This window comes from Bifidobacterium sp. WK041_4_12, from assembly GCF_041080795.1.
GTDB lineage: Bacteria > Actinomycetota > Actinomycetes > Actinomycetales > Bifidobacteriaceae > Bombiscardovia > Bombiscardovia aquikefiricola.
On sequence record NZ_CP129674.1, the window covers coordinates 1,000,398 to 1,026,062 of the forward strand.

18 protein-coding genes are annotated in these 25,665 nt (G+C 54.8%); 11 read left to right on the plus strand and 7 right to left on the minus strand.

Annotated features, from left to right (window positions below; genetic code table 11):
* Positions 1 to 22 precede the first annotated feature (22 nt).
* From QN215_RS04305 to QN215_RS04315, 3 genes are all read right to left on the minus strand, one after another.
* On the minus strand, positions 23 to 2,203 hold the full coding sequence (locus QN215_RS04305; protein WP_369344867.1) for a bifunctional ADP-dependent NAD(P)H-hydrate dehydratase/NAD(P)H-hydrate epimerase: 2,181 nt from the start codon (positions 2,201 to 2,203) through the stop codon (positions 23 to 25).
* 70 nt (positions 2,204 to 2,273) lie between these two features.
* Positions 2,274 to 3,875, minus strand: coding sequence for a ribosomal protection-like ABC-F family protein (gene abc-f, locus QN215_RS04310; RefSeq protein ID WP_369344868.1), 1,602 nt, complete (start codon positions 3,873 to 3,875; stop codon positions 2,274 to 2,276).
* Positions 3,876 to 4,121: 246 nt separating this feature from the next.
* Positions 4,122 to 4,958, minus strand: coding sequence for a TspO/MBR family protein (locus QN215_RS04315; protein ID WP_369344869.1), 837 nt, complete (start codon positions 4,956 to 4,958; stop codon positions 4,122 to 4,124).
* 326 nt (positions 4,959 to 5,284) lie between these two features.
* Between QN215_RS04315 and uvrA the strand changes: the two genes are divergently transcribed.
* From uvrA to secG, 8 genes are all read left to right on the plus strand, one after another.
* Positions 5,285 to 8,182 carry an excinuclease ABC subunit UvrA gene (uvrA, locus tag QN215_RS04320; protein ID WP_369345064.1) on the plus strand — a complete coding sequence of 966 codons (2,898 nt, stop codon included), beginning with the start codon at positions 5,285 to 5,287 and terminating at the stop codon, positions 8,180 to 8,182.
* Positions 8,183 to 8,194: 12 nt separating this feature from the next.
* On the plus strand, positions 8,195 to 10,615 hold the full coding sequence (uvrC, locus tag QN215_RS04325; RefSeq protein WP_369344870.1) for an excinuclease ABC subunit UvrC: 2,421 nt from the start codon (positions 8,195 to 8,197) through the stop codon (positions 10,613 to 10,615).
* A gap of 99 nt (positions 10,616 to 10,714) precedes the next feature.
* Positions 10,715 to 11,662 (plus strand): shikimate dehydrogenase, encoded by a 948-nt coding sequence (locus QN215_RS04330; protein WP_369344871.1) that lies wholly within the window; start codon positions 10,715 to 10,717, stop codon positions 11,660 to 11,662.
* Positions 11,659 to 12,588 carry an RNase adapter RapZ gene (gene rapZ / locus QN215_RS04335; protein WP_369344872.1) on the plus strand — a complete coding sequence of 310 codons (930 nt, stop codon included), beginning with the start codon at positions 11,659 to 11,661 and terminating at the stop codon, positions 12,586 to 12,588. Before QN215_RS04330 ends, rapZ begins: the two co-directional genes overlap by 4 nt.
* A gap of 176 nt (positions 12,589 to 12,764) precedes the next feature.
* Positions 12,765 to 13,724 (plus strand): DNA-binding protein WhiA, encoded by a 960-nt coding sequence (gene whiA / locus QN215_RS04340; RefSeq protein ID WP_369344873.1) that lies wholly within the window; start codon positions 12,765 to 12,767, stop codon positions 13,722 to 13,724.
* Positions 13,725 to 13,963: 239 nt separating this feature from the next.
* Entirely contained in the window at positions 13,964 to 15,160 is a 1,197-nt protein-coding gene (locus QN215_RS04345) for a phosphoglycerate kinase (protein WP_369344874.1), read from the plus strand.
* A gap of 186 nt (positions 15,161 to 15,346) precedes the next feature.
* A complete protein-coding gene (gene tpiA, locus QN215_RS04350) occupies positions 15,347 to 16,141 on the plus strand; it encodes a triose-phosphate isomerase (RefSeq protein WP_369344875.1) in 795 nt (264 codons plus the stop codon).
* 64 nt (positions 16,142 to 16,205) lie between these two features.
* Positions 16,206 to 16,454 (plus strand): preprotein translocase subunit SecG, encoded by a 249-nt coding sequence (secG, locus tag QN215_RS04355; RefSeq protein ID WP_094694005.1) that lies wholly within the window; start codon positions 16,206 to 16,208, stop codon positions 16,452 to 16,454.
* 157 nt (positions 16,455 to 16,611) lie between these two features.
* Here secG and tal read toward each other — a convergent pair whose 3' ends face one another.
* Complete coding sequence (gene tal, locus QN215_RS04360; protein ID WP_369344876.1) at positions 16,612 to 17,721, minus strand: transaldolase; 1,110 nt, start codon at positions 17,719 to 17,721, stop codon at positions 16,612 to 16,614.
* Positions 17,722 to 17,821: 100 nt separating this feature from the next.
* Positions 17,822 to 19,924 (minus strand): transketolase, encoded by a 2,103-nt coding sequence (tkt, locus tag QN215_RS04365; protein WP_369344877.1) that lies wholly within the window; start codon positions 19,922 to 19,924, stop codon positions 17,822 to 17,824.
* Positions 19,925 to 20,290: 366 nt separating this feature from the next.
* Between tkt and hrcA the strand changes: the two genes are divergently transcribed.
* Together hrcA and dnaJ are read left to right on the plus strand one after the other, a co-directional pair.
* On the plus strand, positions 20,291 to 21,511 hold the full coding sequence (gene hrcA, locus QN215_RS04370) for a heat-inducible transcriptional repressor HrcA (protein WP_369344878.1): 1,221 nt from the start codon (positions 20,291 to 20,293) through the stop codon (positions 21,509 to 21,511).
* Positions 21,512 to 21,572: 61 nt separating this feature from the next.
* Positions 21,573 to 22,721, plus strand: coding sequence for a molecular chaperone DnaJ (gene dnaJ / locus QN215_RS04375; RefSeq protein WP_369344879.1), 1,149 nt, complete (start codon positions 21,573 to 21,575; stop codon positions 22,719 to 22,721).
* 178 nt (positions 22,722 to 22,899) lie between these two features.
* Here the strand turns inward: dnaJ and QN215_RS04380 are convergent, their stop codons facing one another.
* Entirely contained in the window at positions 22,900 to 23,691 is a 792-nt protein-coding gene (locus QN215_RS04380) for a fructosamine kinase family protein (protein ID WP_369344880.1), read from the minus strand.
* A 139-nt stretch (positions 23,692 to 23,830) separates the two neighbouring features.
* On the opposite strand from QN215_RS04380, the gene uppP reads away from it, so the two are divergent.
* Positions 23,831 to 24,703, plus strand: a complete 873-nt coding sequence (uppP, locus tag QN215_RS04385; protein ID WP_369344881.1) for an undecaprenyl-diphosphatase UppP — start codon at positions 23,831 to 23,833, stop codon at positions 24,701 to 24,703.
* A gap of 48 nt (positions 24,704 to 24,751) precedes the next feature.
* Here the strand turns inward: uppP and QN215_RS04390 are convergent, their stop codons facing one another.
* Entirely contained in the window at positions 24,752 to 25,660 is a 909-nt protein-coding gene (locus QN215_RS04390) for a PAC2 family protein (protein ID WP_369344882.1), read from the minus strand.
* Between the last annotated feature and the right edge of the window lie 5 nt (positions 25,661 to 25,665).

The following is a 25,665-nucleotide window of genomic DNA, read 5'->3' on the forward strand; positions in this document are numbered from 1 at the left end:
TCGGCTTGTTCGCCGTATTGAATCAGATGCCATCGTTTTCTGAGATATCGTCGGTGTCGTCTGGATCGTCTGGAACATCTGTGTCGTCTGGAACATCGGTGTCATCTGCATCTTCTGGCCCAAAATCGGAATCGATGTCTGTTTCGTCAGATGTCTCGTCGGATTCATCGTCGGATTCATCGTCGGATTCATCGTCGAGTTCGTCATCGATTTCGGCAATATAGCTTACGCGATTCTCGACCAGGAGAGTCAACGCTGCAGGGATATGGGCAACGATGTCAGAGGCGACAATCGGATGACCGAGCATGGGCTTGGTGGCGTAGGCATCTCCATCAAGCAATGCGCCCAGCCGTTGGACAAAGCTGCGGGCATGATGTGGATCACACAGCAGGGGCAGCGTCCATCCGCGCTGATACGAACCGGACGCGATTCTCGCCGCAATGCCATGAAGATACGCTCCTGCTGCAACGCATTCGCCGATTCGATATGGATGCTCACGCAATGCGTCGGTATTCTGCGCAACAACCGCTCCAACGATGCCAGCCAAAACGTCACCCGAGCCGGCCGTGCCGGTCCACGCTGGAGCAAAGCCTGAAGTGAGAATCGTTGGATTGCCCAAGCCATCATCGAAGATTATCAAGGTGATCGCGCCTTTGAGCAGTATCGTCGCGCCTGTCAGTTCCCAGGCGCGGACACCCCACTTCAGTGGTTCGGCCAGGATATCCTCGGTGGAAACCTCTTCTCCTCGAGCAGCAAGGAGTGCAGCCAGCTCACCGGCATGCGGAGTGAGGATGACATTGGCGGTCACATGCCCGGGCAGCAATGACAGAGCGCCTGCATCGACCACCGCAACAGGCTGGTCAAGCTTGCCGGAAGCGGCATTCGTGGCTTCCGACGCATTTACCGAGAGCCTGATCGAAGTGGAATCATCAGGAAGCTCGCCTTTGCCCACTGTTTCATCCGCATCGTTGACGTCTACATCGTCGGTATCTACATCGTCAATGTCTGCATCATCGACATCGCTACCATCAACCATCGCAGTGTCATAAGCATCGAGAATTCCCTGAATCTGCCGTCGCTGAGCGTCATCATCCTTTACGGATACTCCCGATCCCAGAACCCATGACTGTACATGGCCGGTTCCCGTCACGGCCTCTGGAAGATGTGAGAGCACCATGTCTTCGGCACGTCGCGGTCCGCAGTAGCGAATCATGCCCACGTTCGTTGCGCTCGCGGCAGTGCTTGACATGACCGCAGCGCCCGGATATTGCTCTGAACCGGTGACGAGCCCCACGACTCCGCGTGAATACTTGGAATCGCCCAGACGCGGCAGACGAATCCATTGAGCCGCCGCATCCATGGTCGTCGCTCGCACTGTCGGTTCGACATGTTCCGTGTCGAAGCCAAAATCGACAATGACCATCTGGCCGCAGACATAGGCCGCCGGTGGAAGCATCGCACAAGGCTTAACCGCTCCGAAGGTGACAGTCACATCCGCAGGGATGTAAGCACCGGGAAGGGTCCCATCGTCGATGCCAATGCCAGAAGGGGTATCCACAGCCAAGATTAACGGCAGACCATGAGTGCCGATGGTGTTGGGGAGCGCCGGATCATCGGGAAGCTCACCGCTTTCGCCCAAGGCATCGGCTATGGCCGCAGGAATGCCTTGCAAGCTTCCATGAAGACCTATCCCCGTCATCGCATCAATCACAAGATGCGATGACGCGATGTACGAGAGCGCATCATCAAGACGTTCCGAACTCTCTTCGGAATCACCCGGCGTCACGCAACCCGGGATGATTGCATGCGGATCCATGGCATCAACTTCGACGCCGCTACGCAGACATGCCTCCAAACCTTCTGGGTGAAGACTGCGCCCCACCGCAATCACGCTGACTGAAGCACCAGCCTGGCTGAGTTCGGCGGCTGCAAACAGGCCGTCGCCACCGTTATCGCCTACGCCTGCAAGCACCACAACATCAGCCTGGTCAAGTTCAACATCGATGTGGGAAAGCATCACACGGGCGGTCGCTGCAACGGCGGAAGCTGCGGTCTGCATCAGAGGAACACCCATGTCAAGCAGGGGCTTTTCCAAGGACCGAACCGTACGAGAATCAAACGCCTCGCAGAGGAAGTCACCACCCGCTGCCACGTTCACCTGGGAATTCGAACCCACTGAAGCGCTGAGAAAAGATGACGACATTGCAATCTACCCCCTCAAATCGAAGTCAATGTGATGAACTGACACTCTCACATCAACTCTACCCGGGGAGCTACTCTTCGGCTACGAGATCAAGATATTCGTCGTTCCACAAATCCTCGTCACCATCGGGCATCAGCAGCACGCGTTCAGGATTCAGCGCCTGGACAGCGCCTTCATCGTGGGTTACCAGCACAATGGAACCCTCGTATTTGGATATGGCCTTCAGAATCTCATCGCGGCTGGCAGGGTCGAGATTGTTGGTCGGTTCATCGAGCAGCAGAACATTGGCACGACTGGTCACCAATGTCGCCAATGCCAGACGTGTCTTTTCGCCACCTGAAAGCACGGAGGTGGGTTTCATCGCATCCTCGCCGGAAAACAGGAACGAACCGAGAATCGTGCGAGCCTGCGTGTTGTCCAATTCAGGGGCAACATGCTGAAGATTCTCCAACACGGTGACATCGTTATCCAAGGTGTCATGTTCCTGAGCGAAATAGCCGATCTTTGCACCATGACCAAAATCGACCTCACCGGTGTCGGGCTTTTCAATGCCTGCCAGCAGACGCAAGGTCGTGGTCTTTCCAGCTCCGTTATATCCGAGAATCACCACGCGCGAGCCCTTGTCAATGGCAAGGTTGATGCCAGCGAACACGATGTTGGAGCCGTATGCCTTCGAGATGTCCTTCGCCATGATGGGCGTGCGACCGCACGGCGCAGGTTCTGGGAATCTCAGATCCGCAACCTTCTCGTCGCGCTGCGCCTCCTGAGTGCCTTCAAGCAGACGCTCAGCCCTGCGCATCATGTTCTGTGCCGCGACTGCCTTGGTGGCCTTGGCATGCAGACGGATACCCTGCTTCATGAGACGGTCGGCCTTCTTCTCGGCAACCTCGCGCTCGCGGCGTCGGCGTTCCTCATCGACCACACGTTGCTTGAGATACGCCTTCCAGCCAAGCGCGTAGGCGTCAATCTGCCCGAGCTGCGCATCGAGATGCCACACCTTGTTGACGGTTTCGTCCAGCAATTCCGTCGAATGGGAGATTACGAGGAATCCTCCCTCGAAATGGCGCAGATAGTTCTTGAGCCATTCGATTGAGTCGGCATCCAAATGGTTCGTCGGCTCGTCCAGAATCAAGGTATCGGCATCGGAATAGAGAATTCTTGCAAGCTCGATACGACGGCGCTGACCGCCTGACAGGGTTCCCAGAGTCCGCTTGAGAATTTCCTGATCGAGTCCGAGGCTTTCACCCATGGCGATGGCTTCGGACTGTGCGGCATAGCCACCGGCCTGTTCAAAATCCTGCAGCGCCTTGTCATAGCGGTTCATGGCCTTTTCCATGATGTCAGGGTCAGGATTGGTCATGTCAATCTCGGACTTGCGCAGACGCGTGATGATCGAAGCGATGTCGCGTGCACTCATGACGCGGTCAAGGGCACTCTGGTTCGGGTCGGCTGCATGAGTGGACTGAGGAAGATACCCCAGCTTGCCGGATACGCGAACCTTGCCGGCCGAGGGCAGCATGTCACCCGTAATCACTCGTGTCAGCGTGGTTTTTCCCGCACCGTTGCGGCCGACCAGACCGATACGGTCGCCTTTGCCGACATGGAAGTTCGTTGGCGAAAGCAACAATCGGGCGCCTATCCGAATTTCTAGCCCCTGTGCCTCGATTGCCATACCTCATCCGCCTTCATATTGGAGAAAATTTGATTGGTCGCCCTGTTCGGCGCCCCAGTGCACAGGCGTTCATGTGGGAAGCCTGCAAACCCAATCGACCATCATAACATTGGTCGTGATATGGATTATGCGCACATCGTTCCTTGCAGGTCGCCTGTTGCACGATTCGCCAGACAATTGCTGCGCCAGCACGGCCTGACCCTCATGCCAGCCGATGTCCCACATGTGGTAGACACGTCTGATGTTTCAGCTCAAGGATGGTTGCGAAGGCTTGTTGGGCACGATTGAATAGTGCTGCCATGGGAAGTAAATCAGCAGTGCACCTATGGCAGTCATGGCAATAATGATGACCCCTATGGGCGCAGATGCGGTGAACAGGCGAACGCCGATGCCGATGGCAGCCCAGATGACGACCAGTGGACTTACCCAGTCATTCAGGCGTGTGCGGATTGCAAAAGCTCCTCCCAGCAGCAGAATGAGCAGGAAGAAGGTCGTCGTGGCCTGCACGGTCGTTTCGATGTGCGGATACTGATGGACGGCAAGATACGAAGCATTGGCGCAGGTGGCTATGGTCAGCCAGCTCGCGTAGATCGACATGGGCGCCCATGCAAGAATGCCCGCCTGTGCTTGCCTCAGCAAGGCATACATCGCCCAGACGGATATGGCTGTGGCGACGATGATGACCATGCTGGCGCTAAATTGTCCATAATGCCATACGATGAGCCAACTGATATTGAGAATGCAGCTGATGACGAACAGCATGCCCACTGCGCTGAAACCGGTGTGCCACAGGGATGGCATCTGTTCACGGGGGAGCACGGCAAGGAAGACGGCCAGGGCGACGTATATGACTCCCCAGATGGCGAACACATATCCCGCAGGAGTGAACCATGCAAATTCCCTGTTGGAAATCTCTCCGGTCGTCGTCCCTCCAAGTCGGGCGAGCTCTGCGTAGGCGTTGAAGGCGACCATGATTGCCCAGCTGATCCACAGCACGGTTGTCTGGGAGATTCGTTGCGTGGCATGTTCCTTCGTCTCTGTCGTTGTGTCCCTGTCTTCCAGACCCGTGTGATTCATGCTCATGCATCCCCCTCATCTGATGATCGTTCAGCAATGTACACATTCATCAATACGCCGCTTATCAATGTGCCGTTCATCAATGTGCGCTAAGGCTAGTTTTGCACACAATCAGGCACAACGCTTGATATGACGCGCACCGCACAGAAAACGCCTAGTGAGAAAATCGAACAGATGTTCGAAGTATGTGCTTCAATGGATGTACGATATTCTCAGTTCATCGACAGTCCACGAATAGAAGCGAATCCATAGTGCAGACATTGCAACAACATGCATCGCAAGAGAAGGCGGCACAGCTTGACCGCGTGCACGACCTCATTCATAACCCACCCATGAAAGCGACGAAAGATACGCTTATCGCGGATATCTCGACCCTTCCCAACGACAGGAAGATCGTCATTCAGGGTGCCCGTGAGCATAATCTGAAGAATGTAAGTCTTGAATTTCCCAGGAACCGCATGGTCGTCTTCACCGGGCTTTCGGGTTCAGGAAAATCCTCCTTGGCGTTCGACACGCTGTTCGCAGAAGGTCAGCGCCGCTATGTCGAGTCCCTCTCCGCGTATGCGCGTCAATTCCTTGGTCAGATGGATAAGCCCGATGTCGATTTCATCGAGGGCTTAAGCCCTGCCGTTTCCATCGATCAGAAGACCACGAATCGCAACCCGCGTTCGACGGTTGGCACGATTACGGAAATCTACGACTATCTGCGTCTGCTGTTTGCTCGTACAGGCATTCCCCATTGCCCTGTGTGTGGAGCGTTGGTCACCGCGCAGACACCTCAGCAGATTGTGGACTCCTTGCTCAGCCGCAGCGATGGCACCCGTTTTCAGGTGCTGGCCCCGGTGGTCAGTGGCAGAAAAGGCGAGTTCGTGGAGTTGATGGAGACGCTTCGCTCTGACGGATATGCGCGTGCACTGATCGATGGCTCCATGCATCAGCTCAATGACGATATCAAGCTGACGAAGCAGAAAAAGCACACGATTGAGGTAGTCATCGACCGGCTGGTGCTCAAATCAGGCATTCGCCAGCGTCTGACGGACTCCATAGAAACGGCTCTCAGACTTGCGCATGGCTCAGTGATAGCCGATTTCGTCGATGTCGATGAGAAGAGTCCTGAACGACGTCAGCCGTTTTCGGAGCATCGAAGCTGCCCGAATGGACATGCTCTCGAACTGGATGAAATAGAACCACGCACTTTCTCGTTCAACGCTCCATATGGCGCATGCCCAACGTGCTCTGGTCTGGGTTTCAGCCTGGAAATCGACCCTGAGCTTGTCGTTCCCGATCCTGATAAATCGCTTGCCGAGGGTGCGATTGAACCGTGGGGCGGGACCAAATCCACGTCGGATTACTATCAGCATCTTCTTGAGGCGCTTTCCAAAGAGATGGGCTTCTCGATGAAGACACCTTGGAAAGAACTGCCGAATGAGGTTCGTCATGCCGTCCTCTACGGTCACGAATTCAAGGTGGACGTCTCGTACCGCAATCGTTGGGGAAGGCTGCGCGAATACTCGACGGGCTTTGAAGGCGTTATCCGCTCGCTGATGCGTCGTCATGATGAAACCGACTCCGACCAGATGCGCCAATACTACGAATCGTACATGCGCGAAATACCTTGCCAGACATGCCAGGGGAAGCGACTCAAGCCCGAGGTTCTTGCCGTGACGGTGAAGGACGAATCCATCGCAGATGTGTGCGACATGCCAGTGGTACGAGGTCTGCAATGGGTTTCTGAACTGCATCTGGAAGGCTCGGCAGCAAAGATTGCTGGGGAAGTGTTGAAGGAAATCCGGGCCCGGCTCGGTTTCCTTAATGATGTCGGCTTGGACTATCTCACGCTTTCTCGTGCAGCGGCAACGCTATCCGGTGGCGAGGCTCAGCGCATTCGTCTGGCAACGCAGATCGGCTCCGGTCTGGTCGGCGTCATGTACGTTCTGGACGAGCCGTCCATAGGCCTGCACCAACGTGACAATGAGCGACTGATCGAAACCCTGCATCATCTCCGCGATCTGGGCAACACCCTCATCGTCGTAGAACACGATCAGGAGACAATCGAAGAAGCCGACTGGGTGGTCGATATCGGTCCCGGTGCCGGCGAGCATGGCGGCAAGGTCATGTTTTCTGGACCGGCGCGTCAGATTGCCGATGCTGCGGGTTCGATAACCGGCGATTACATTGCAGGCAGACGCTCGATTGAGATGCCGAAGAAACGCAGAAAGATTCACAAGAGCAAGCAGATCACGATTGTCGGCGCGCGTGAGAACAATCTGAAGAACGTCACGGCAAAGATTCCTTTGGGCGTGATGACGGTCATTTCAGGCGTTTCTGGATCAGGAAAGTCCACGCTCATCAATTCGATTCTCTATCCTGCCCTTGCAGACCGTCTCAACGGTGCTCGCATCGTTCCAGGCAAGCACACCAGAATCGAAGGCATTGATCAGCTCAAGAAGGTTATCCACGTCGATCAGAACCCCATCGGGCGCACGCCACGTTCCAACCCAGCCACGTACACGGGCGTATGGGACAAGATTCGCCAGCTCTTTGCCAAGACCCCGGAGGCGCAGGTTCGAGGCTACGGTCCAGGTCGTTTCTCGTTCAACGTGAAGGGTGGCCGCTGCGAGGCATGTCATGGTGATGGCACGCTGAAAATCGAGATGAACTTCCTGCCAGATGTCTATGTGCAGTGCGAGGTGTGTCACGGCCAGCGGTACAACCGTGAGACGCTGGAAATCACGTACAACGGCAAGAATGTGGCCGAAGTGCTGAATATGCCCATCGAAGAGGCTAGCGTGTTCTTCAAGTCTTACCCTTCGATTCATCGCTATCTGAAGACTCTGGTCGATGTGGGCTTGGGTTACATCCGTCTAGGGCAGCCAGCGCCCACACTCTCCGGAGGCGAATCGCAGCGAGTGAAGCTGGCGACCGAACTGCAGAAGCGTTCGGATGGGACGACCGTCTACATTCTTGACGAACCGACCACCGGTCTTCATTTCGAGGATGTTCGCAAGCTGCTTCGCGTGCTGCAAGGTCTGGTGGACAAGGGCAACACGGTTATCGTCATCGAACACAATCTCGATGTCATCAAAAGTGCTGACTGGCTCATCGATCTCGGCCCTGAAGGCGGTGACGGTGGCGGTACGATTGTCGATGAGGGCACCCCTGAGCATATTGCTGACAATCCACACAGCTGGACAGGCAAGTTCCTGAAACCGATGCTGAAACGACAATAAGGTTATTCACGGATGACTATTGGTTTTATTGAACGTCATTCCCCACAGGTGTGGCAGATGAGAGCACGTTCGCTGATTCAATCGGCACAGATCCCTTTGACCGGTTCCGACGGGGATGGCGACGGGGGGCGCAAGGTCAACAAGAATGGTGCGCCGCTGCTGGGTGATACGCGTGACCTTTTCAGACCCAAGACCTGTGACATTCCCAATCAGCCTGGAGTGTACAAGTGGCGTGATGACGAAGGGCGCGTCATCTATGTCGGCAAGGCTAAGAACCTGCGCAACAGGCTCACCAATTACTTTCAGCCCTTGTACCAGATGCATCCCAGGACTCAGACGATGGTGCTCACGGCGCGAAGTCTGGAATGGACCGTTGTCGGCACTGAGCTAGAATCGCTCACGCTCGAATACACGTGGATCAAGGAGTTCGATCCGCGCTTCAACGTGGTCTTTCGTGACGACAAGACCTATCCCTACTTGGCGATGTCATTGGGAAACCAACTGCCGAGAATCTGGATAACGCGCAGTAGAAACCGTCGAAACACCAGATATTTCGGCCCCTATGCGAAAGTGCGCGACCTGCGCAGAACGCTGGACAAGCTGCTGATTGCGTTTCCGATTTCCGACGTGACTCCTGGAGTCTACGACCGCTCGAATGTGACCATTCACACCATCGACCGCGAACTGCTCAGGGAATATCGACGCAACCAGGAAAAAATCATCGGCATCATGACAGGTCGGCTAGGTGCGCGCTATCTGGAAGCGCTCAAGGATCATATGAAGGCTGAAAGTGAAAGCCTGCATTTTGAAAAGGCCGCGCGCCTGCGAGATCAGATAACGATGCTGAAAACGGTGATGGAACAGAATGCCGTCGTGTTTGACAGCGATGTAGACGCTGATGTATTTGGTCTCGCCTCTGATGAATTGGAAGCATCCGTGCATGCATTCTTCGTCAGATCGGGTGCAATCCGAGGTGAGCGCAGCTGGAGCGTCGAACGCGTCGAGGATGTGAGCGACGAGGAGCTCGTCAGCGATCTAATCACTCAGGTGTATTCGGTGCTGATTGAAGAAAACGAATCCCAAACGAGGAACATCACACAAAAAGCCATCCACGCCGAGTCAGAGATCGCGGAGCAGGATGGAGATACCGAAGCAGCGTCGGCATTGGAAGAAGCTGACGACGATGCGCTCAACGCCTTGAGCGGCGAGTTCCCTGCTGGCTATCAGGCTCATCATACGGGCATAGCCGTATCCAGGGCTCGCGATGCCCTCGGTTCGACGCAGCACATTACGGCAACCGATGCCATCACCCGTTCCAAGGCAACGCGTGAACGGCATGAACGTCAGGAAATGACCGGGCGAGCCGATCTTCTCGCACCTATTTCACCAATCCCGAGGGAAGTGATTCTGCCTCTGGTCCCCAAGCGAATGGAAGCGTTGCAAACATGGCTTTCGGATCGTCGTGGCTCCGCTGTGAGACTGCACGTGCCTGAACGTGGCGAGAAGAAGGCTCTGCTGGACCGTGCGCGTGCGAATGCAGGTCAATCGTTGTTGCGTAGCAAAATGAGCAGAATCAGCGATATCGGAGCTCGCACCGAAGCCATGAATGACGTCGCCAGGGCATTGGGACTGCAGCAGGCCCCCCTGCGCATCGAATGCTACGATATTTCGAACACTGTCGGCGGTGCATTCCAGGTCGCTTCGATGGTCGTCTTCGAGGATGCCGTCGCCAAGAAATCCGAATATCGAAGGTTTGCCATACGCGGCAAAGACGGCAACGGTGCCATCGACGATACCTCGGCAATTTACGAGACCCTGATGCGTCGATTCAAGCATGGCAATGTCGCTGGTGACTCCGGCGAGGATATGAGCAATGAACGCGAGATTGAACGTGCACAGGGATCGGGGGAGCAGCTTGCCGAGAGTTCGGAAGGCATCGTGCAGCAGCGTGTCGCCCCTCATCGCTTTGCATACAAGCCGAATCTGATCGTCGTCGATGGTGGAAAGCCGCAGGTCGCTGCAGCACAGCGCGCGTTGGATGACTCTGGCATCAGCGATGTGGCATTGTGTGGCCTTGCCAAGAAGCTTGAAGAGGTCTGGGTCAGTGACGATGACTATCCGATCATTTTGAAAAGGCAGTCAGAGGGGCTCTATCTGTTGCAGCGGGTTCGAGACGAGTCTCACCGATTTGCGATAACCTACCACCGGCAGAAGCGTCGGAAAGGTGCATTGCGTTCTGAGCTGGATGACATCCCCGGCATTGGCGCTGCATATCAGAAACGTCTTCTGCGTCATTTTGGTTCGGTGCGTGCGATGAAGGCGGCAAGTCAAGAAGAGCTGTGCACGGTGAATGGAGTCGGAGCATCCAAGGCTGCTGCCATCTTCGATGCGCTTCATAAGGATGATGCATCGTCTTCCTCAACTGCTCAATAGCCGAATATGGCACAAATGTTATATGAGCATGGCACAATCAGGACAGATGCCCGTAAGAATCTGATTGGGCTATGACCGACAAGTATAGGAGCAGCGGATATGAATAGCCCAGGCGATGCGTCCGTTCAGCTGGACCGGCATGAGGGGATAACTTCCGTGCATCATTGTGCGGTTCTAGGAAGCCCGATCGCGCATTCGCTTTCTCCACTGCTGCACTCGGTCGCCTATCGACGCCTGAATCTGTCTGACTGGGATTATCGTCGCCACAATGTTCACGCAGACGAACTGGCCTCGTTCATCGCTTCACTCGATAGCACATGGGCTGGCTTGAGTCTCACAATGCCGCTGAAAAAGATGGTGATGCCTTTGGGAAAAGCGTGCGACCGCTGGTCCCGCACCTTGAATGTTGCCAATACGGCAGTGCTGGATTGGATGGCTTCTCCTGGAACAGCCCCGACAATCTCCCTGTACAACACCGACGTTGAAGGCATCATCAAGGCTCTCGAACATGCTGAGCTGAGTAGCGATGTCACCGAGCGAAGCAGCAACGACGACCTCCATGACGCTGTGGTGATAGGCAGCGGCAACACTGCAGCCTCCGCCATAGCAGCGTTTTCCGCTCTCGGTGTGAGGCATGTAGACATCATTGCAAGAAACGAAGCCGCCAAGCACAGACTTCGACAGCTCTGTTCGGAGCTTTCCATGACCTCTACATCATGGTCGCTCGACCAGATACCGCGCAATATCAGCGATAGACGATACATCGTTTCTACGCTTCCTGCGCATGCTGCCGATTCTGTGGCACGGCTATGGATCAGCGAGAGCATTCGCCTGAATGCAGTCGTGCTTGACGTGGTGTATAAACCTCGCCCTAGTATGTTGGTGAATACATGTGCGCAGCTGGGAGCTGTCGCGATAACGGGAGAGGAAATGCTGATATACCAGGCCATACCTCAGGTAGCTCTGATGACGCGAACGGAACAGGCGCATATGCCTGCAGATCTCGACATGACGATGCGCATGGCGGTTCAGGAGGCAATCAAATGACCGATCGGATCAGTTCGAAGTCTGAGCAGGAGAACATGGATTCCTCACCGGAACCCGCTGACGATTTCGAGGTGCTGCTTATCACCGGAATGTCCGGTGCAGGGCGATCTCGGGCTGCAGACAGCGTCGAGGACATGGGATGGTACGTCGTCGATAATCTGCCGCCCAAGCTCCTTGTCCCTCTTGTCGATATGATGACATCCTCCGGTTCCAAGGTTCATAAGCTGGCAGCCGTCATCGATGTGCGTTCGCGCTCCTATTTTGATGATCTGGCAGCTGTTCTCAGCCATCTGGACGATCTCGGAGTGAAATATCGAATCCTGTTCCTGGACTCAGACAATGACGTGCTCATCAAGCGCTATGAATCCGTGCGCAGACCGCATCCTCTTCAGCATGGACGCAGACTCATCGATGGCATCAACGAAGAGCGCGACTTGCTTTCGAACCTGAAGGATCGTGCGGATGTGGTGATTGACACATCGCATTTGAGCGTCCACCAGCTATCGACAAAACTCTACGATGCATTGCTTGGCAAGGGTCCGCAAACCGTAACCGTGCATATCTTCAGCTTTGGCTTCAAATATGGTCTTCCACTGGATGCCGATTTCGTGGCCGATGTGCGCTTTCTGCCGAATCCCTTCTGGGTTCCGCAACTGCGTGAACTCAATGGTTTGAACAAACCAGTCAGCGATTACGTTCTTTCCAGTCCACAGGCAACCGAATTTCTGCAGTATTACTCCCAAGCCATCCTGACGGCCATTCGCGGCTATGCCCGCGAAGACAAGCACTTTGTGACCATTGCCATAGGCTGTACCGGAGGTCAGCACAGATCTGTTGCCATGAGCGAGGCTTTGGCAAAGATCCTCAGAAATCAGGGGTTGTCCGTCACCGTCTCAGCACGTGAACTTCAGCGAAAGCGGGAGTAGATGGAACAACGTCAGGAGTGTTGGGTGAGGCCGAAGGATACCGGCATACCGAGTTCATTATGGTGAATATCCTCATGAAATGTCCAAGATATTCGGTATCACAGATAGCCGGTAGGTTTCGGGAAGAAACCAAATGTTTTAACCAAGTCACGCATGTAACTGTAGGAGGTTAGCTGTTGGCTCTACTGGATGATGTCAAAAGCGAACTCGCCGCAATCGACAACGAACTACCTGCAGCGAAGAAGGCCCAGGCCGCAACGATGATACGTTTCGGTGGCGGGCTTCATCTTGTGCAACGACACATCGTTGTAGAAGCTCAGTTTGATTCTCGCGATGCCGCGCAGTGGTTGCAGACCACGATTCAAGAGGTATACGGCCACGAGTCGGATGTCATTGAGGTTTCTCGCCAGATGCCGACAGGCATGGTGGTGAGATATTCGGTCAGAGTGCTGCGCGCGGGAGGGGCACTGGCCTTGCAGACTGGATTGCTTGACCGTCGCAAGCGTCCGGTTCGCGGACTGCCTTCAGAGATAGTCGGCGGCAACATAGCTCAGATCAAGGCAGCTTGGCGAGGGGCGTTCCTTGCGCATGGCGAACTGTCCGATCCTGGCAAGGCGAGCTATCTTGAGATAGTGTGCCCTGGTTCTGAAGCGGCACTCGCCCTGGTCGGGGCTGCTCGTCGCCTCGGCATCAACGCAAGGGCGCGACAGGTGCGCAGCTCGGAGCGCGTCACACTGCGTGATCCTGATGCGATTGAGCGCATGTTGAATCTCATCGGTGCGCCACATTCGGCCAGAGAGTGGACCGGTAAGCGCAGCGACGGGGAATCTCGCGGCAAGGCCAATCGTCTCGCCAACTTCGATGACGCGAATATGCGCAGAAGCGCGAAGGCTGCCGTCGAGGCCAGCGAGAAGGTTACGAAGGCATTCCAGATTCTTGGCAAGGATGTTCCCGACAACCTGCGTGCTGCCGGCCAATTGAGACTCGATCACCGCGATGCAAGCCTTGAGGAACTCGGACGTCTTGCAGATCCGCCGGTCACCAAGGACGCCATAGCTGGTCGCATTCGGCGGTTGCTCCAGTTGGCAAGCAAGGTGGAGAAGCAGCAGGCACAGAATAATCGTGCCGTTGACTGAATCCCTGAGTCGCTCCTTAGGGCTCAGTGCTGCATATGCGTCCAGCGCTGTTGCGACTGTTCACGCGGCGGGATTGTTGCAGCCGAATGAGCACCTTCGCAGCTCAGTAAATCTCAGGTACATTGTTCGTTCCCCCTTGTAGTCTGTGAACTGTTATGTGATGTAAACCACTGTTCGTGCGTGAGACAGAATCGTTGCAACATGGCGATTTCGATGAGCACGGCGAGAAAGGATAGTCTATGAAGACACTCAAGGACCTTGGAGATCTGCAAGGCAAGCGTGTTCTGGTTCGAGCTGATTTCAACGTTCCGCTGAAAGGCACGACCATCACCGATGATGGACGTATCAAGGCTGCTCTGCCAACTATCGAAGCCCTTCGCAACGATGGTGCAAAGGTTATTCTTATGGCGCATCTTGGCCGTCCCAAGGGCAAGGTTGTTCCTGATCTGAGTCTGGCACCCGTGGCCAAGCGTCTTGGCGAACTGCTGGGAATCGAAGTTCCCCTTGCCAAAGACACCTACGGCGAGGATGCTCAGAGCAAGGTTGCCAAGCTTGAAAATGGCGAAGTCCTGTTGCTTGAGAACGTTCGTTTCAATCCTGAAGAGACCAGCAAGGATGAAGCTGAGCGTGCCGCCTACGCCAAGAAGATTGCCGCTCTCGGTGAGGTCTTCGTTTCCGATGGGTTTGGTGTCGTTCATCGTGCTCAAGGTTCGAACTATGACGTTGCGGCTGATCTGCCTTCGGCAGCGGGTCTGCTGGTTGAGAAGGAAGTCAAGGCTCTCTCCCATGCAACCGTCAATCCAGAGCGTCCTCTGACGGTCGTTCTCGGTGGCTCGAAGGTGTCGGACAAGCTCGGTGTGATCAAGAATCTGCTCGGCAATGCCAACCGTCTGATCATCGGCGGTGGCATGGTCTACACATTCCTCAAAGCTCAAGGTTATGAGGTCGGCACTTCGCTGCTCGAAGAGGACCAGATCGACGTAGTCAAGGGTTACATCGAAGAGGCCAAGAAGAATGGCGTTGAGCTTGTCCTGCCAACGGATATCGTCGTTGCAGACGCCTTTGCCGCCGATTCGCCGCATACGACGGTTGCCGCCGATGGAATCCCATCGGACAAGATGGGTCTTGACATTGGTCCTGACTCACAGAAGCTCTTCCATGACAAGATCGTCGATTCCAAAACGGTCGTGTGGAATGGTCCTATGGGCGTGTTTGAATTCCCGGCTTTTGCAGCAGGCACCAAGGCCGTAGCACAGGGTCTTGTCGACGCAACGAAGGCAGGAGCGTTCACCATCGTCGGTGGTGGCGATTCGGCTTCGGCTGTAAGAAACCTCGGCTTCCCGGAGGACGGATTCTCCCACATCTCAACCGGTGGCGGCGCATCGTTGGAATTCCTCGAGGGCAAGGAACTCCCAGGACTCAAGGTTCTTGAGTAATCTAGGAATCGGGCGTTAATCGAACGTTGAATCGGACGACATCGAATTCGGTTGCGTCCGATTCATTCATATGGGACGTCCACGGGCCAGCACATTGAATGACTTGCATGGTGTGAGAAGGCACAGCAGCATAGTAAGGCACAGTGGCATAGAAGATAGAGGCATGGAAGAGGGAAGGTTGCGACGATGGCACGGAAACCACTGGTAGCGGGAAACTGGAAGATGAATTTCGATCATCTCGAAGCTACCTATTTCGTGCAGAAGCTTGCATGGACCTTGCGAGATGCGCATTTTGACTATCGAAAGTGCGAAGTCGCGCTGCTTCCTTCATTCACCTCTCTGCGCAGCGTTCAGGTGCTTGTCGAGGCGGACAATCTGCATCTCAAATATGGGGCACAGGCGGTCTCGGTTACTTCACAAGGGGCTTTTACCGGGGATGTGTCTGCAGATATGATTGCCCATCTGGGATGTTCCTATGTGATTGTGGGTCATTCCGAGCGCAGAAAGTATCATCCTGAGGATGATGCGAACATTGTCGATCAGGTCAGGGCCGTTCTTGCAGCAGGCATGCAACCGATTCTTTGCGTTGGCGAGAGTTTCGAGGAACGTCGGCAGGGCATTGAACTCGAATTTGCAGTCAGTCAGGTTCATGATGTCACGCGCGATCTGTCGGAAGACGAGACCAAGCAGTTGATTATCGGCTACGAACCGGTGTGGGCGATTGGCAGCGGTCTTGTTGCTACCCCCGAATCGGCGCAGGATGCTGCTCGCGCCATTCGCGATCACATTCGACTGACTTTTGATACCCATGTCGCTCAATCGGTGCGCATCATCTATGGGGGTTCGGTTTCTTCGAAGAATGCGGCTCAGCTGCTCTCAGAACCTGATGTAGACGGTTTTTTGGTTGGGGGAGCTTCCTTGGATGTAGACGAATTCGCCAATATCGCTCGAATAGCTGAAAAAGTCGCAACTAGGAATTGATTCAGGAGTTTTATTCCTAGCGATGCTGTATTGTGGTGATAGTTGATTAAAGGTGGAGGTTCACGTGACCATACTTAAGATTGTTCTGCAAGCCATCGTGGTTATTGCCAGCATTCTGTTGACGTTGCTCATTCTTATGCATAAGGGCAAGGGTGGCGGTCTTTCCGACATGTTCGGCGGCGGTATCAGCTCCAACGCAGGCACTTCAGGAGTCGCAGAGAAGAATCTCAACAGGCTGACGGTTATCGTCGCCATCACATGGGTGGTCATCATCATCGCTCTTGGTGTGATGAAGCGTTTTGGCCTCATCTAAACCTGACACACACTTATTATGCAGAAAGCCCCGGCATGTGCCGGGGCTTTCTGCATAGGAATTTCTGCATAGGAATATAGTAAAGCGCTTGTTCTCGACACATTCGAGAACAAGCGCTTTACTTTACTGTATCTGGTGTTCAGTACTGTCTGAGCAATCAGCCGTTGACGCGGTCAATGCCGGACTGTACATCACTGAGCACGGAGTCCCAAGACTTGATGAATGCAGCAACACCATCAGCCTCAAGCTTGTCGGTGACTTCCTTGATGCTGATACCAAGCTCCGCAAGCTTGTTCATGACTTCGTGGCTTTCCTCATAGGTGTCTACGATGGAAGGCTTGCCGTTGCCGTGAGCTGCAAGAGCATCCAGCGTCTTCTCTGGCATGGTGTTGACGATGTTCTTGGCAACGAGCTCGTCAACATACTTGCAATCAGAGTATGCAGGGTTCTTGGTACCGGTCGATGCCCACAGTGGACGCTGCTTCTTGGCACCCTTGGCCTCAAGGTCTGCCCAGCGTGGATCCTCAGCGAACTTCTTCTCGAAGAGTTCGTATGCAAGGCGAGCATTGGCAACAGCTGCCTTGCCTTCGAGTGCCTTGGCTTCGTCGGAGCCATTGGCTTCGAGGAGCTTGTCAACGGCAGTGTCAACGCGGGAGACGAAGAAGGAAGCGACTGAACCCATGCGGCTCAGATCGTGACCGTTCTCGGCTGCCTGTGCAATGCCTTCGATGAAGGCATCGATGACCTGCTCGTAGCGTTCGAGGGAGAAGATCAGTGTAACGTTCACTGAAATGCCCTTGGACAGTGTTGCGGTGATTGCTGGAAGGCCCTCAAGCGTTGCAGGAATCTTGATCATGGCGTTTGGACGGTTGACTTTCTTCCACAGTTCCACGGCCTGCTTTTCAGTGTTGGCGGTGTCATGTGCGAGGCGTGGGTCAACTTCGATGGAAACGCGTCCATCGACAAAGTCGGTGTTCTTGGCAACATCAGCGAAGATGTCGGTGGCGTTGCGAACATCGGTTGTGGTCAGTTCACGAACGGCGGTCTCAACGTCAACCTTGCCGAGTTCCTTGAGCTGAGCATCGTAAGGACCGACCTGGCTCAATGCCTTCTGGAAGATGGATGGGTTGGTGGTAACGCCCACGACGTTCTTCTCGGCGATGAGCTTCTGCAAGCTGCCCGACTCAATGCGGGTGCGGCTCAGATCATCGAGCCAGATTGAAACGCCAGAGTCACTCGTACGCTGTGTGTTTTCATTTTCTGCCATTACTACTCCTTAAATTCCTTCACAAAACTGTATTCATGCGGGGGAGTGAGCGGTTGCAACCATACAAGCCACTCACTCCCGAACACATCACAAACCTGACTTACTCAGCTGCCTCAACAGCGGCTATGGAAGCCTTTGCAGCATCTTCAACATGCTCGGCTGTGATACCAAGATCGCGCATGTTCTCGTCGCCGCTACCCTGAAGGCCGAAGCTCTCGATGGATACTGGCTTGCCGAAACTTCCCAGGTACTTGTACCAAGGCATTGCAATGCCAGCTTCAACGGAGACACGTGCCTTGACGGCCGCAGGAAGTATCTCTTCGCGGTAGTCTGCATCCTGCTCTTCGAACCATTCCATGGATGGAACTGAAATCACGCGTGCCTTGATGCCTTCATCTGCAAGAGACTTGGCAGCAGCGACTGCGTGCTGAACTTCAGAACCAGTGCCCATGATCAGGACATCAGGCTGACCTTCAGTGTCGACCAGAACATAGGCACCACGGCGAACGCCGTCACGAGCCTTTGCCTTGGTCTCCTCAAGGGTGGGGACACCCTGACGAGTCAGAACCAGAGCCGTTGGCAGCGTGTTGTCCTTCTCGAAGAAGTAACGATATGCTTCTGCGGTTTCGTATTCATCGGCAGGACGGACAACCTCGAGCTGAGGAATGCCGCGAACGGCGGCAAGATGCTCGATTGGCTGGTGTGTAGGACCATCTTCACCGAGTGCCACAGAATCGTGGGTCCAGATGTAGAGATTTGGAATCTCCATCAGGGCTGCGAGACGAACGGATGGGCGCTCGTAGTCGGAGAACTGGAAGAAGGTGCCGTTGAATGGACGGGTGTCGGAGCCGAGCAGAATGCCGTTGGTGATAGCACCCATCGCGAACTCACGGACGCCGAAGTGCAGCTGGCGGCCATACACGTTGGCATCTGGCCACTGAACCGTTGCATCCTTGACGGGGATGAATGAGGCAGCACCCTTGATATTGGTGTTGTTGGAACCACCAAGATCGGCGGAACCGCCCCAAAGTTCAGGCATGACGGCGGCGATTGCGTTGATGACGGCGCCGGAAGCCTTGCGAGTTGCAACCTTGGATCCTGTTTCGAACTTGTCAACGAGATCGTCGATTGCCTTGTCGAACTCCTCGGGAAGCTTGCCCTGGCTGATGCGGTCGTACAGAGCGGCCTTGTCCGGGTTTGCCTTTCTCCAGGTGTCCATCTTCTTGTCCCACTCGGCATGTGCTTCAAGTCCACGCTGTGCAACCTCACGAGCGTGAGCAAGTGCCTCGTCGTCAATTTCAAAGCTCTTGTCAGGATCGTAGCCAAGAACCTTCTTGAGGCCAGCTACGGCATCGCTGCCAAGCTTTGAACCGTGTGAAGATGGATCGTTGGTCTTGCCTGGCGTTGGCCATGCAATGAGCGAATCAACCTTGATGAACTTTGGACGATCGGTAACAGCTTCAGCCTTTTCAAGAACCTTGGCAAGACCTTCAGTGTCTTCCTTGTAGGTTCCGTCTGGCTGAATGAAGCTGAACTCGTCGGTGTACCAGCCGTAGGCTTCGTAACGCTTGAGAATGTCTTCACCGAAGGCGAGCTTGGTGTCGCCCTCAATCTGGATGTGATTGGCATCGAAGATGACGGTGAGGTTGCCGAGTTCCTGATTGCCTGCGAGTGAGCTTGCCTCTGACGAGACACCTTCCTCGACATCACCTTCACCACAGATGACCCAGACCTTGTGGTCGAATGGTGAAGTGCCTGCCTTCGCGTCAGGATCGAGCAGTCCACGCTGGTAGCGCTGACCGTATGCGAACCCGACGGCAGAGGCGAGACCCTGGCCCAACGGACCGGTTGTCATTTCAATGCCTGGAGTCAAGCCATACTCAGGGTGGCCTGGAGTGCGCGTTCCGGCGGTGCGGAACTTCTTCAGATCATCGAGGGTCAGGCCATAGCCTGAGAAGAACAACTGAACGTATTCAGTCAGGGAAGCATGTCCACCTGAGAGAATGAAACGATCGCGTCCCGCCCACTTGGGGTCGTTTGGATCGTGCTTGATGAAATGCTGGTAGAGCGTATAGGCGATTGGAGCCAGAGAGATTGGGGAGCCGGGATGGCCGCTTCCTGCCTTCTCAACCGCATCTGCAGAGAGGACCTTCGCCATCTTGACTGCGCGGTCGTCCAGCTCAGACCACTTAAAATCGGTCATATGTGATCAACTTTCCTTCCAATTAGTGGGCCTCGCATCTGGCAGGTGCCGAATGCGAATGCGACCCTCACATTGCTCTACTATGCTAGCTTTCGCAGACGACACACAGCGCTGGAATTCGTGTGTCCAACAGCAGAATTGCTATCGGGTTCGCAAGGCTTAGCTGATAACGAAGTCGTTAGCAGTCTTCCATAGTGAGTGCTAATACTTCTTATACTGTTAGAGGATTGATAATGACTCCGTATCATGAGTGACATCGGCGCAACGCGAGTGTCACGGCGCTTTCGGACGAGCTCTGAAAGACACGCCGAAGATACAGGAGTTCGAGCCAACACGCTTGACAGACTGCAGATTAAGGAGGCGAGCATGACAAATACGCGAAGAATGCTTGTTTTGCGAGCTGTGGTCGAAGACTATATCCGTTCTCAGGAGCCTGTTGGCTCAGCTTCACTGACGAAATCCCACGATCTTGGCGTGAGCTCGGCAACGGTGAGAAATGACATGTCTGCTCTGGAGGATGATGGCTTTCTGGTGCAGCCGCATACCTCTGCGGGAAGAATCCCTACAGAAAAGGGATATCGGTATTTCGTTGACCGACTCGCAAAGATAGTGCCGCTGTCTCGGGCGCAGCGCAGGGGCATTGACGGATTCCTTTCAGGATCGGTCAGCCTTGAAGATACCCTCCACCGAGCCGCGCAGTTACTGGCACAGGTCACCGGCCAAGTCGCGATTGTAGCGTCGCCATCACTGGCCAAATCACTGCTGCGTCGCATCGAAATCGTTCCATTGACACCGACGGTGCTTCTGGCGGTTGTCATCACCGATACCGGCAGTGTGGTGCAGAGGACCATTCGCTGCTCTGCAGCACCCTCCACTGAACTCGTCAACCATCTCGGTGATGTCGTGAATCAGCAATGCCAAGGATTCTCGCTCTCGCAGACCGGCGCATTCCTGAGAAGCTTGTCAATGAGCGGAGCATTTGCACGAATTCGCATGCTTGTGGCAAGACTCTCCGAGATATTCGACGACATGGCAGGGGAAGAGCAGTCCAGCAAACTCTATATGGCCGGGACCTCGCAACTCACCCATCAGCAGGCGATAGGCATGGCCGATCTGGCCCCTATCTTCGACGCACTCGAAGAGCAGGTTGTGCTGATGAAGTTGATGAGCGCGCTCAGCGAAGTCCGACAGTCACATGGAGTAAGCGTTGCCATCGGTTCGGAAACCCACACCCCCGGACTGATTCACGCTGCCGTCGTCACCAGCGGCTACGGGCATACGTCTCGTTCCGTTTCAGCGGACGGAGCTTCCGGCCTGCTTCATCGGCAGGGGAAGGGCACTGACGATGCCAGCAGTCGCATGACCACAAGCGCTATGGAAACGAGCCAAGGCACCGGCAGCGACGATGAATCCTCGACTTCAGAGACTTCAGAGACTTCAGATACTTCAGAGCCCGTGGCCTTCATCAGTTCCATCGGGCCGACGCATATGGACTATGCGGCTACCATCGCCGCTGTTCAGGCAGTCGCGCGATATCTGACTTCATGCATCGCACAGGACAACGGAAACGAAACGTCCTCATCATAATGCTTCGGCCATTCTGGCCATATGAGACAATTGCACGGCAAGCACACAGAAAGAATTACCAGTGGCAGATTATTACGAGGTCTTGGGGGTTACCCGCGAGGCAAGCGAAGACGAGATCAAGCGAGCCTATCGAAAGATGAGCCGCAAATATCATCCAGACATTGCTGGTCCGCAGTTCGAAGACAAGTTCAAGGAAGTCAACAACGCCTACGACGTGCTGTCTGACCCACAGAAGAAGCAGATGTACGATCAGGGCGTGGACCCCAACAATCCCCAGGCTTCTGCCGGATTTGGACAAGGTGCGCAAGGCTTCGACGGCTTCGGCGACATCTTCGGACAGTTCTTTGGCGGAGGCTTCGGCGCTTCAGGGCAGGGTCCGGTTCCTCGCACGCAGGCTGGCCGCGATGCCCTGTCTCATGTGAACATCGATTTGAAGACTGCCATCTTCGGAGGAGTGGCACACACCACGATTCACACCTATGGTCTATGCCCGGACTGTGGAGGTGCAGGCACTCGCAATGGCGAGAAACCAGTGACCTGCCCAGATTGCAAAGGTCAGGGATTCAGACAGAAGGTGGTGCGCACCATGCTGGGGCAGATGATGACCTCAGCGCCATGCGAACGCTGCGAAGGCCACGGCACCATCATCGAACATCCATGCCAGACATGCATGGGGCACGGTCGCGTGCAGACGAAACGTTCGGTAGGAGTGACCATTCCTGCGGGCATCACCGATGATTCCCGTCTTCGTCTTGCCTCTCAAGGCGAGGTCGGTGAAGGTGGCGGTGCAGCGGGAGACCTTTATATAGACATATCCATCAATCCCGACCCCCAATACACGCGAGATGGGGACAATCTGCACTGCTGGATTCAGATTCCCATGAGCTGGGCCGTTCTTGGACATGACATCGACATCGACACCTTTGATGGCAAGAAGACCTTGAGCATTCCTGCTGGATGCCAGTCCGAAGATGCAATTCCGTTGAAGGGTCTTGGCGTTACGAAGCTTCGCTCGCAGAGCGAACGTGGCGATTTGGTTGCGCATATGGTCGTCGATACGCCAACCAAGCTCAGCGACAAGGAAGAGAAGCTGATGATCCAATTCGCCAAGCTTCATGATGCCGACGCGCATCACACCACAGGCAGGTCACGCCCCAAGCCAAAGAGCCGCAAAGGATTCTTCGGCAGAATCAAGGACGCGCTCGCCTGAGTGGTGTGGCTGGTGAACTGAATGAGTGATTTGACTGAGTGGTTTGAATGAGTGGCTTGACCGAGTAGTGTGATTGCGCAAATCAGTCGGTCAAGTCACTCAGTCAAAGCGGTGTCTCGCTAAGGCAGTGGCACACGTCAAAATATTGAGTTCAAGGTATTGGATTATCTGAATCGGATTATCTAAGCAGCGAGCGGCACATCGAACGGAATTCGCTCACATATCCGCCGCCAAAGAATACGCAGTGCCCGGCGATTGCATAGAGCTGCCACAGGGTGTAGCGCTGCTGGAATCCTGGTGCAAGACGGTGAACGGACTGATATCCGTCAACGATCTGTTCCAGATATGAAGCTCCGAACAGCTGCAGCATGGCCAAATCCTCTTCGCGGTGGCCACCATGCGCGGCGGGATCGATCAGCACCGCCTGAGTTTCGCCCTTGTCGGCCGTCCACATCAGGTTGCCGCTCCACAAATCTCCATGGATGCGGGCAGGCTTGTCATGAGCAGCTTCGCCGAGCAAATCCGGCAATGCGTCAATGATGTCCTCAGTCATGCGCATATCGTTCTGATTGAGCGCCCTGCGATCAAGGCCTATCTGCACCATGGGGCGCAGACGCGCCTCGGCGAAATACGTTGCCGGATTGTCCCATGTGCCCGTATCCATCGGCACGGGATCCTGCAAAGGCCCGAAATAGCACGTCCCTGTATAGTCTCGAGGTGCGGAGCCGAAGTAATCGGCACCCACATCATGCATGCGAGCCAACGCTGCGCCGAAATCGTATGCGGCCTTTGGCGTCGGTGAACTCGCATCGACGCGTTCGATATCGAGATAGTCCTTGCCCCAGTCGAAGACATGAACAACGCGGGGTCCGCCTTGAGACTGCGCCTCACCGAGCCATTGCAAGCCCCTGCCCTCGCATTCGAAGAATCCTGCAGGAGCATGTGCACGACTTTTGCGATATGTTGCCATAGTGAATCTCCTTGGAATTATCTATACCTTCATTGTGGGCATTCTGCGCGACAATACCTCCAGTTGAGCTTCACGCGCATACCTTGAGTATCCTGTGATGTGGAATGTACATATTCGTTAATCAGTAATACGAGGCTTTATGAATTTCTTCGAGGCGATTTTCTTCGGCATTATTCAGGGGTTGACTGAATTTCTGCCGGTTTCTTCAAGTGCGCATATTCGCATCATCGGCGCTGTGCTGGGAGATGATCCAGGGGCGGCTTTCACGGCCATCATTCAGATCGGCACGGAGGCTGCCGTTCTGCTGTATTTCAGGCATGACATCGCGAGAATTCTCTCGCATTGGTATCGCTGCCTGATAGGAACCAACGGCACGGACATGCACAGCCGCTTCGGTGCAGGGGACAAGGATGCATCGATGGGCTGGTACATCATCGTCGGTACGATGCCAATCGTGATTGCCGGTGTGCTATTCCAGAAGCGCATCGAAACAAGTCTTCGCAATCTGTGGGTTACGGTTTCCGTATTGATCATCTTTGGCCTGCTGCTGTGGTATTTCGATGCTAAGAGCAAGCAGATCAAGAAGCTTGACGATATGAACATGAAGGAAGCGGCACTCTTTGGCGTAGGCCAGATGCTTGCCCTCATTCCGGGTGTCTCGCGTTCCGGCGGAACCATCACCTTTGGTCGCGCCATGGGTTACACGCGTGAAGCTGCGGCGCGCGTCAGCTTCCTGATGGCAATACCAGCCGTTTTCGGAGCGGCCGTCCTCGAAACGATCAAAGCGATTGGCGATGCAAGCTCAGAGCCTGGATTCCCCGGTTGGGGCGCTACTATCTGCGCCACCATCGTCAGCTTCATTGTCGGCTACATGGTGATCATCGCGTTCCTGAAGATCATCTCAACCTTCTCATACAAGGGCTTTGCAATCTATAGAATCGTAGTGGCAGTCATTGTCGCCATTCTGTTGATTGCCGGTGTCATTCTTCCGCTCGCGGGCCCACAAAGCTGAAAGCAGGGCACGATCCGTCAAGAGCTGCTGTTCGACGGTCGCTGCCCGCTATTCAGAAAGAGCGTTTCCGGTAGCAGAATCAGGATAATCAGGGCCTTGATGACCTTTATGATTATCCTTTTTCTGTTCTCGCTGCAGATATGCCTCGGCTTCGGCTATGAGCTCACGAGCCTCATCCGCAGTCATCGCGTCACTTTCGTCAGCGAGAGTCTTCGTATCTACCTGCCGTTCCAAGCGCTTGACATAATCCGCCAGGTCATCGTTGCAGCTGAGCAACATGGATGCCTGAGCCTTCCATCGCTTGCCCTTGGATGGCAAATCTCCCTCGTTCAGGGAGACTCCGAGCAACTGCGAAAGCTTGTGCAGCAACTGCAACGTCCCCTGCGCGCATTCATCGCTGCCAAGATACTGCGGAACCGAAACCCATACTGAATCCGTTTCGAAACCATGATCCTCAGCGATGGAGTCAAGGACTGTCGTGATGCCTACAGGACCGCAGTGATCGTCCGCTCCCGAACAGTTGCAGTCACAGTCGCCGGAATATACATCGATGGGCAACGCACGGGTATGGGGGCAGTCTGCGAACATCGAACCCACAGTGATGATGCGATCAATGTCGTATTCCTCAGCAATATGAAGATTCTGGTGGCAGTATTCCATCCAGCGATAATTTGGTTCTGGACCGACCTCGGCCAAGATGCTGTGGCTGTCGTCAATGTGAATCTCATAGAAGGTCGTTTCCGGCCAGACTATTCTGCCCCGTCCCTGTACAAAGCACATCATGGGGCGTGTGCTCTGGTAGTCATAGAAGCCATCGCAGCTGATGCGGGCAACCTCGTGTGAGTCGTACATGTCAATGAGGTGACGCACGACGTTGGAAGCAGCCTGGCATGCGTCATTCCAGCCTTCGAAGGCTGATACGAGTACGCGTCTGGTTTGGAAAGTTTCTTCACTCACATCAT

Excerpts from the sequence above, each read along its gene's own strand:
- hrcA (WP_369344878.1), top strand. The coding sequence starts at position 20,291 with ATGACAAATACGCGAAGAATGCTTGTTTTGCGAGCTGTGGTCGAAGAC.
- uppP (WP_369344881.1), top strand. The coding sequence starts at position 23,831 with ATGAATTTCTTCGAGGCGATTTTCTTCGGCATTATTCAGGGGTTGACT.
- tpiA (WP_369344875.1), top strand. The coding sequence starts at position 15,347 with ATGGCACGGAAACCACTGGTAGCGGGAAACTGGAAGATGAATTTCGAT.
- QN215_RS04345 (WP_369344874.1), top strand. The coding sequence starts at position 13,964 with ATGAAGACACTCAAGGACCTTGGAGATCTGCAAGGCAAGCGTGTTCTG.
- tkt (WP_369344877.1), bottom strand. The coding sequence starts at position 19,924 with ATGACCGATTTTAAGTGGTCTGAGCTGGACGACCGCGCAGTCAAGATG.
- QN215_RS04330 (WP_369344871.1), top strand. The coding sequence starts at position 10,715 with ATGAATAGCCCAGGCGATGCGTCCGTTCAGCTGGACCGGCATGAGGGG.
- QN215_RS04305 (WP_369344867.1), bottom strand. The coding sequence starts at position 2,203 with ATGTCGTCATCTTTTCTCAGCGCTTCAGTGGGTTCGAATTCCCAGGTG.
- QN215_RS04380 (WP_369344880.1), bottom strand. The coding sequence starts at position 23,691 with ATGGCAACATATCGCAAAAGTCGTGCACATGCTCCTGCAGGATTCTTC.
- rapZ (WP_369344872.1), top strand. The coding sequence starts at position 11,659 with ATGACCGATCGGATCAGTTCGAAGTCTGAGCAGGAGAACATGGATTCC.
- tal (WP_369344876.1), bottom strand. The coding sequence starts at position 17,721 with ATGGCAGAAAATGAAAACACACAGCGTACGAGTGACTCTGGCGTTTCA.
- abc-f (WP_369344868.1), bottom strand. The coding sequence starts at position 3,875 with ATGGCAATCGAGGCACAGGGGCTAGAAATTCGGATAGGCGCCCGATTG.
- QN215_RS04315 (WP_369344869.1), bottom strand. The coding sequence starts at position 4,958 with ATGAGCATGAATCACACGGGTCTGGAAGACAGGGACACAACGACAGAG.
- uvrA (WP_369345064.1), top strand. The coding sequence starts at position 5,285 with ATGAAAGCGACGAAAGATACGCTTATCGCGGATATCTCGACCCTTCCC.
- uvrC (WP_369344870.1), top strand. The coding sequence starts at position 8,195 with ATGACTATTGGTTTTATTGAACGTCATTCCCCACAGGTGTGGCAGATG.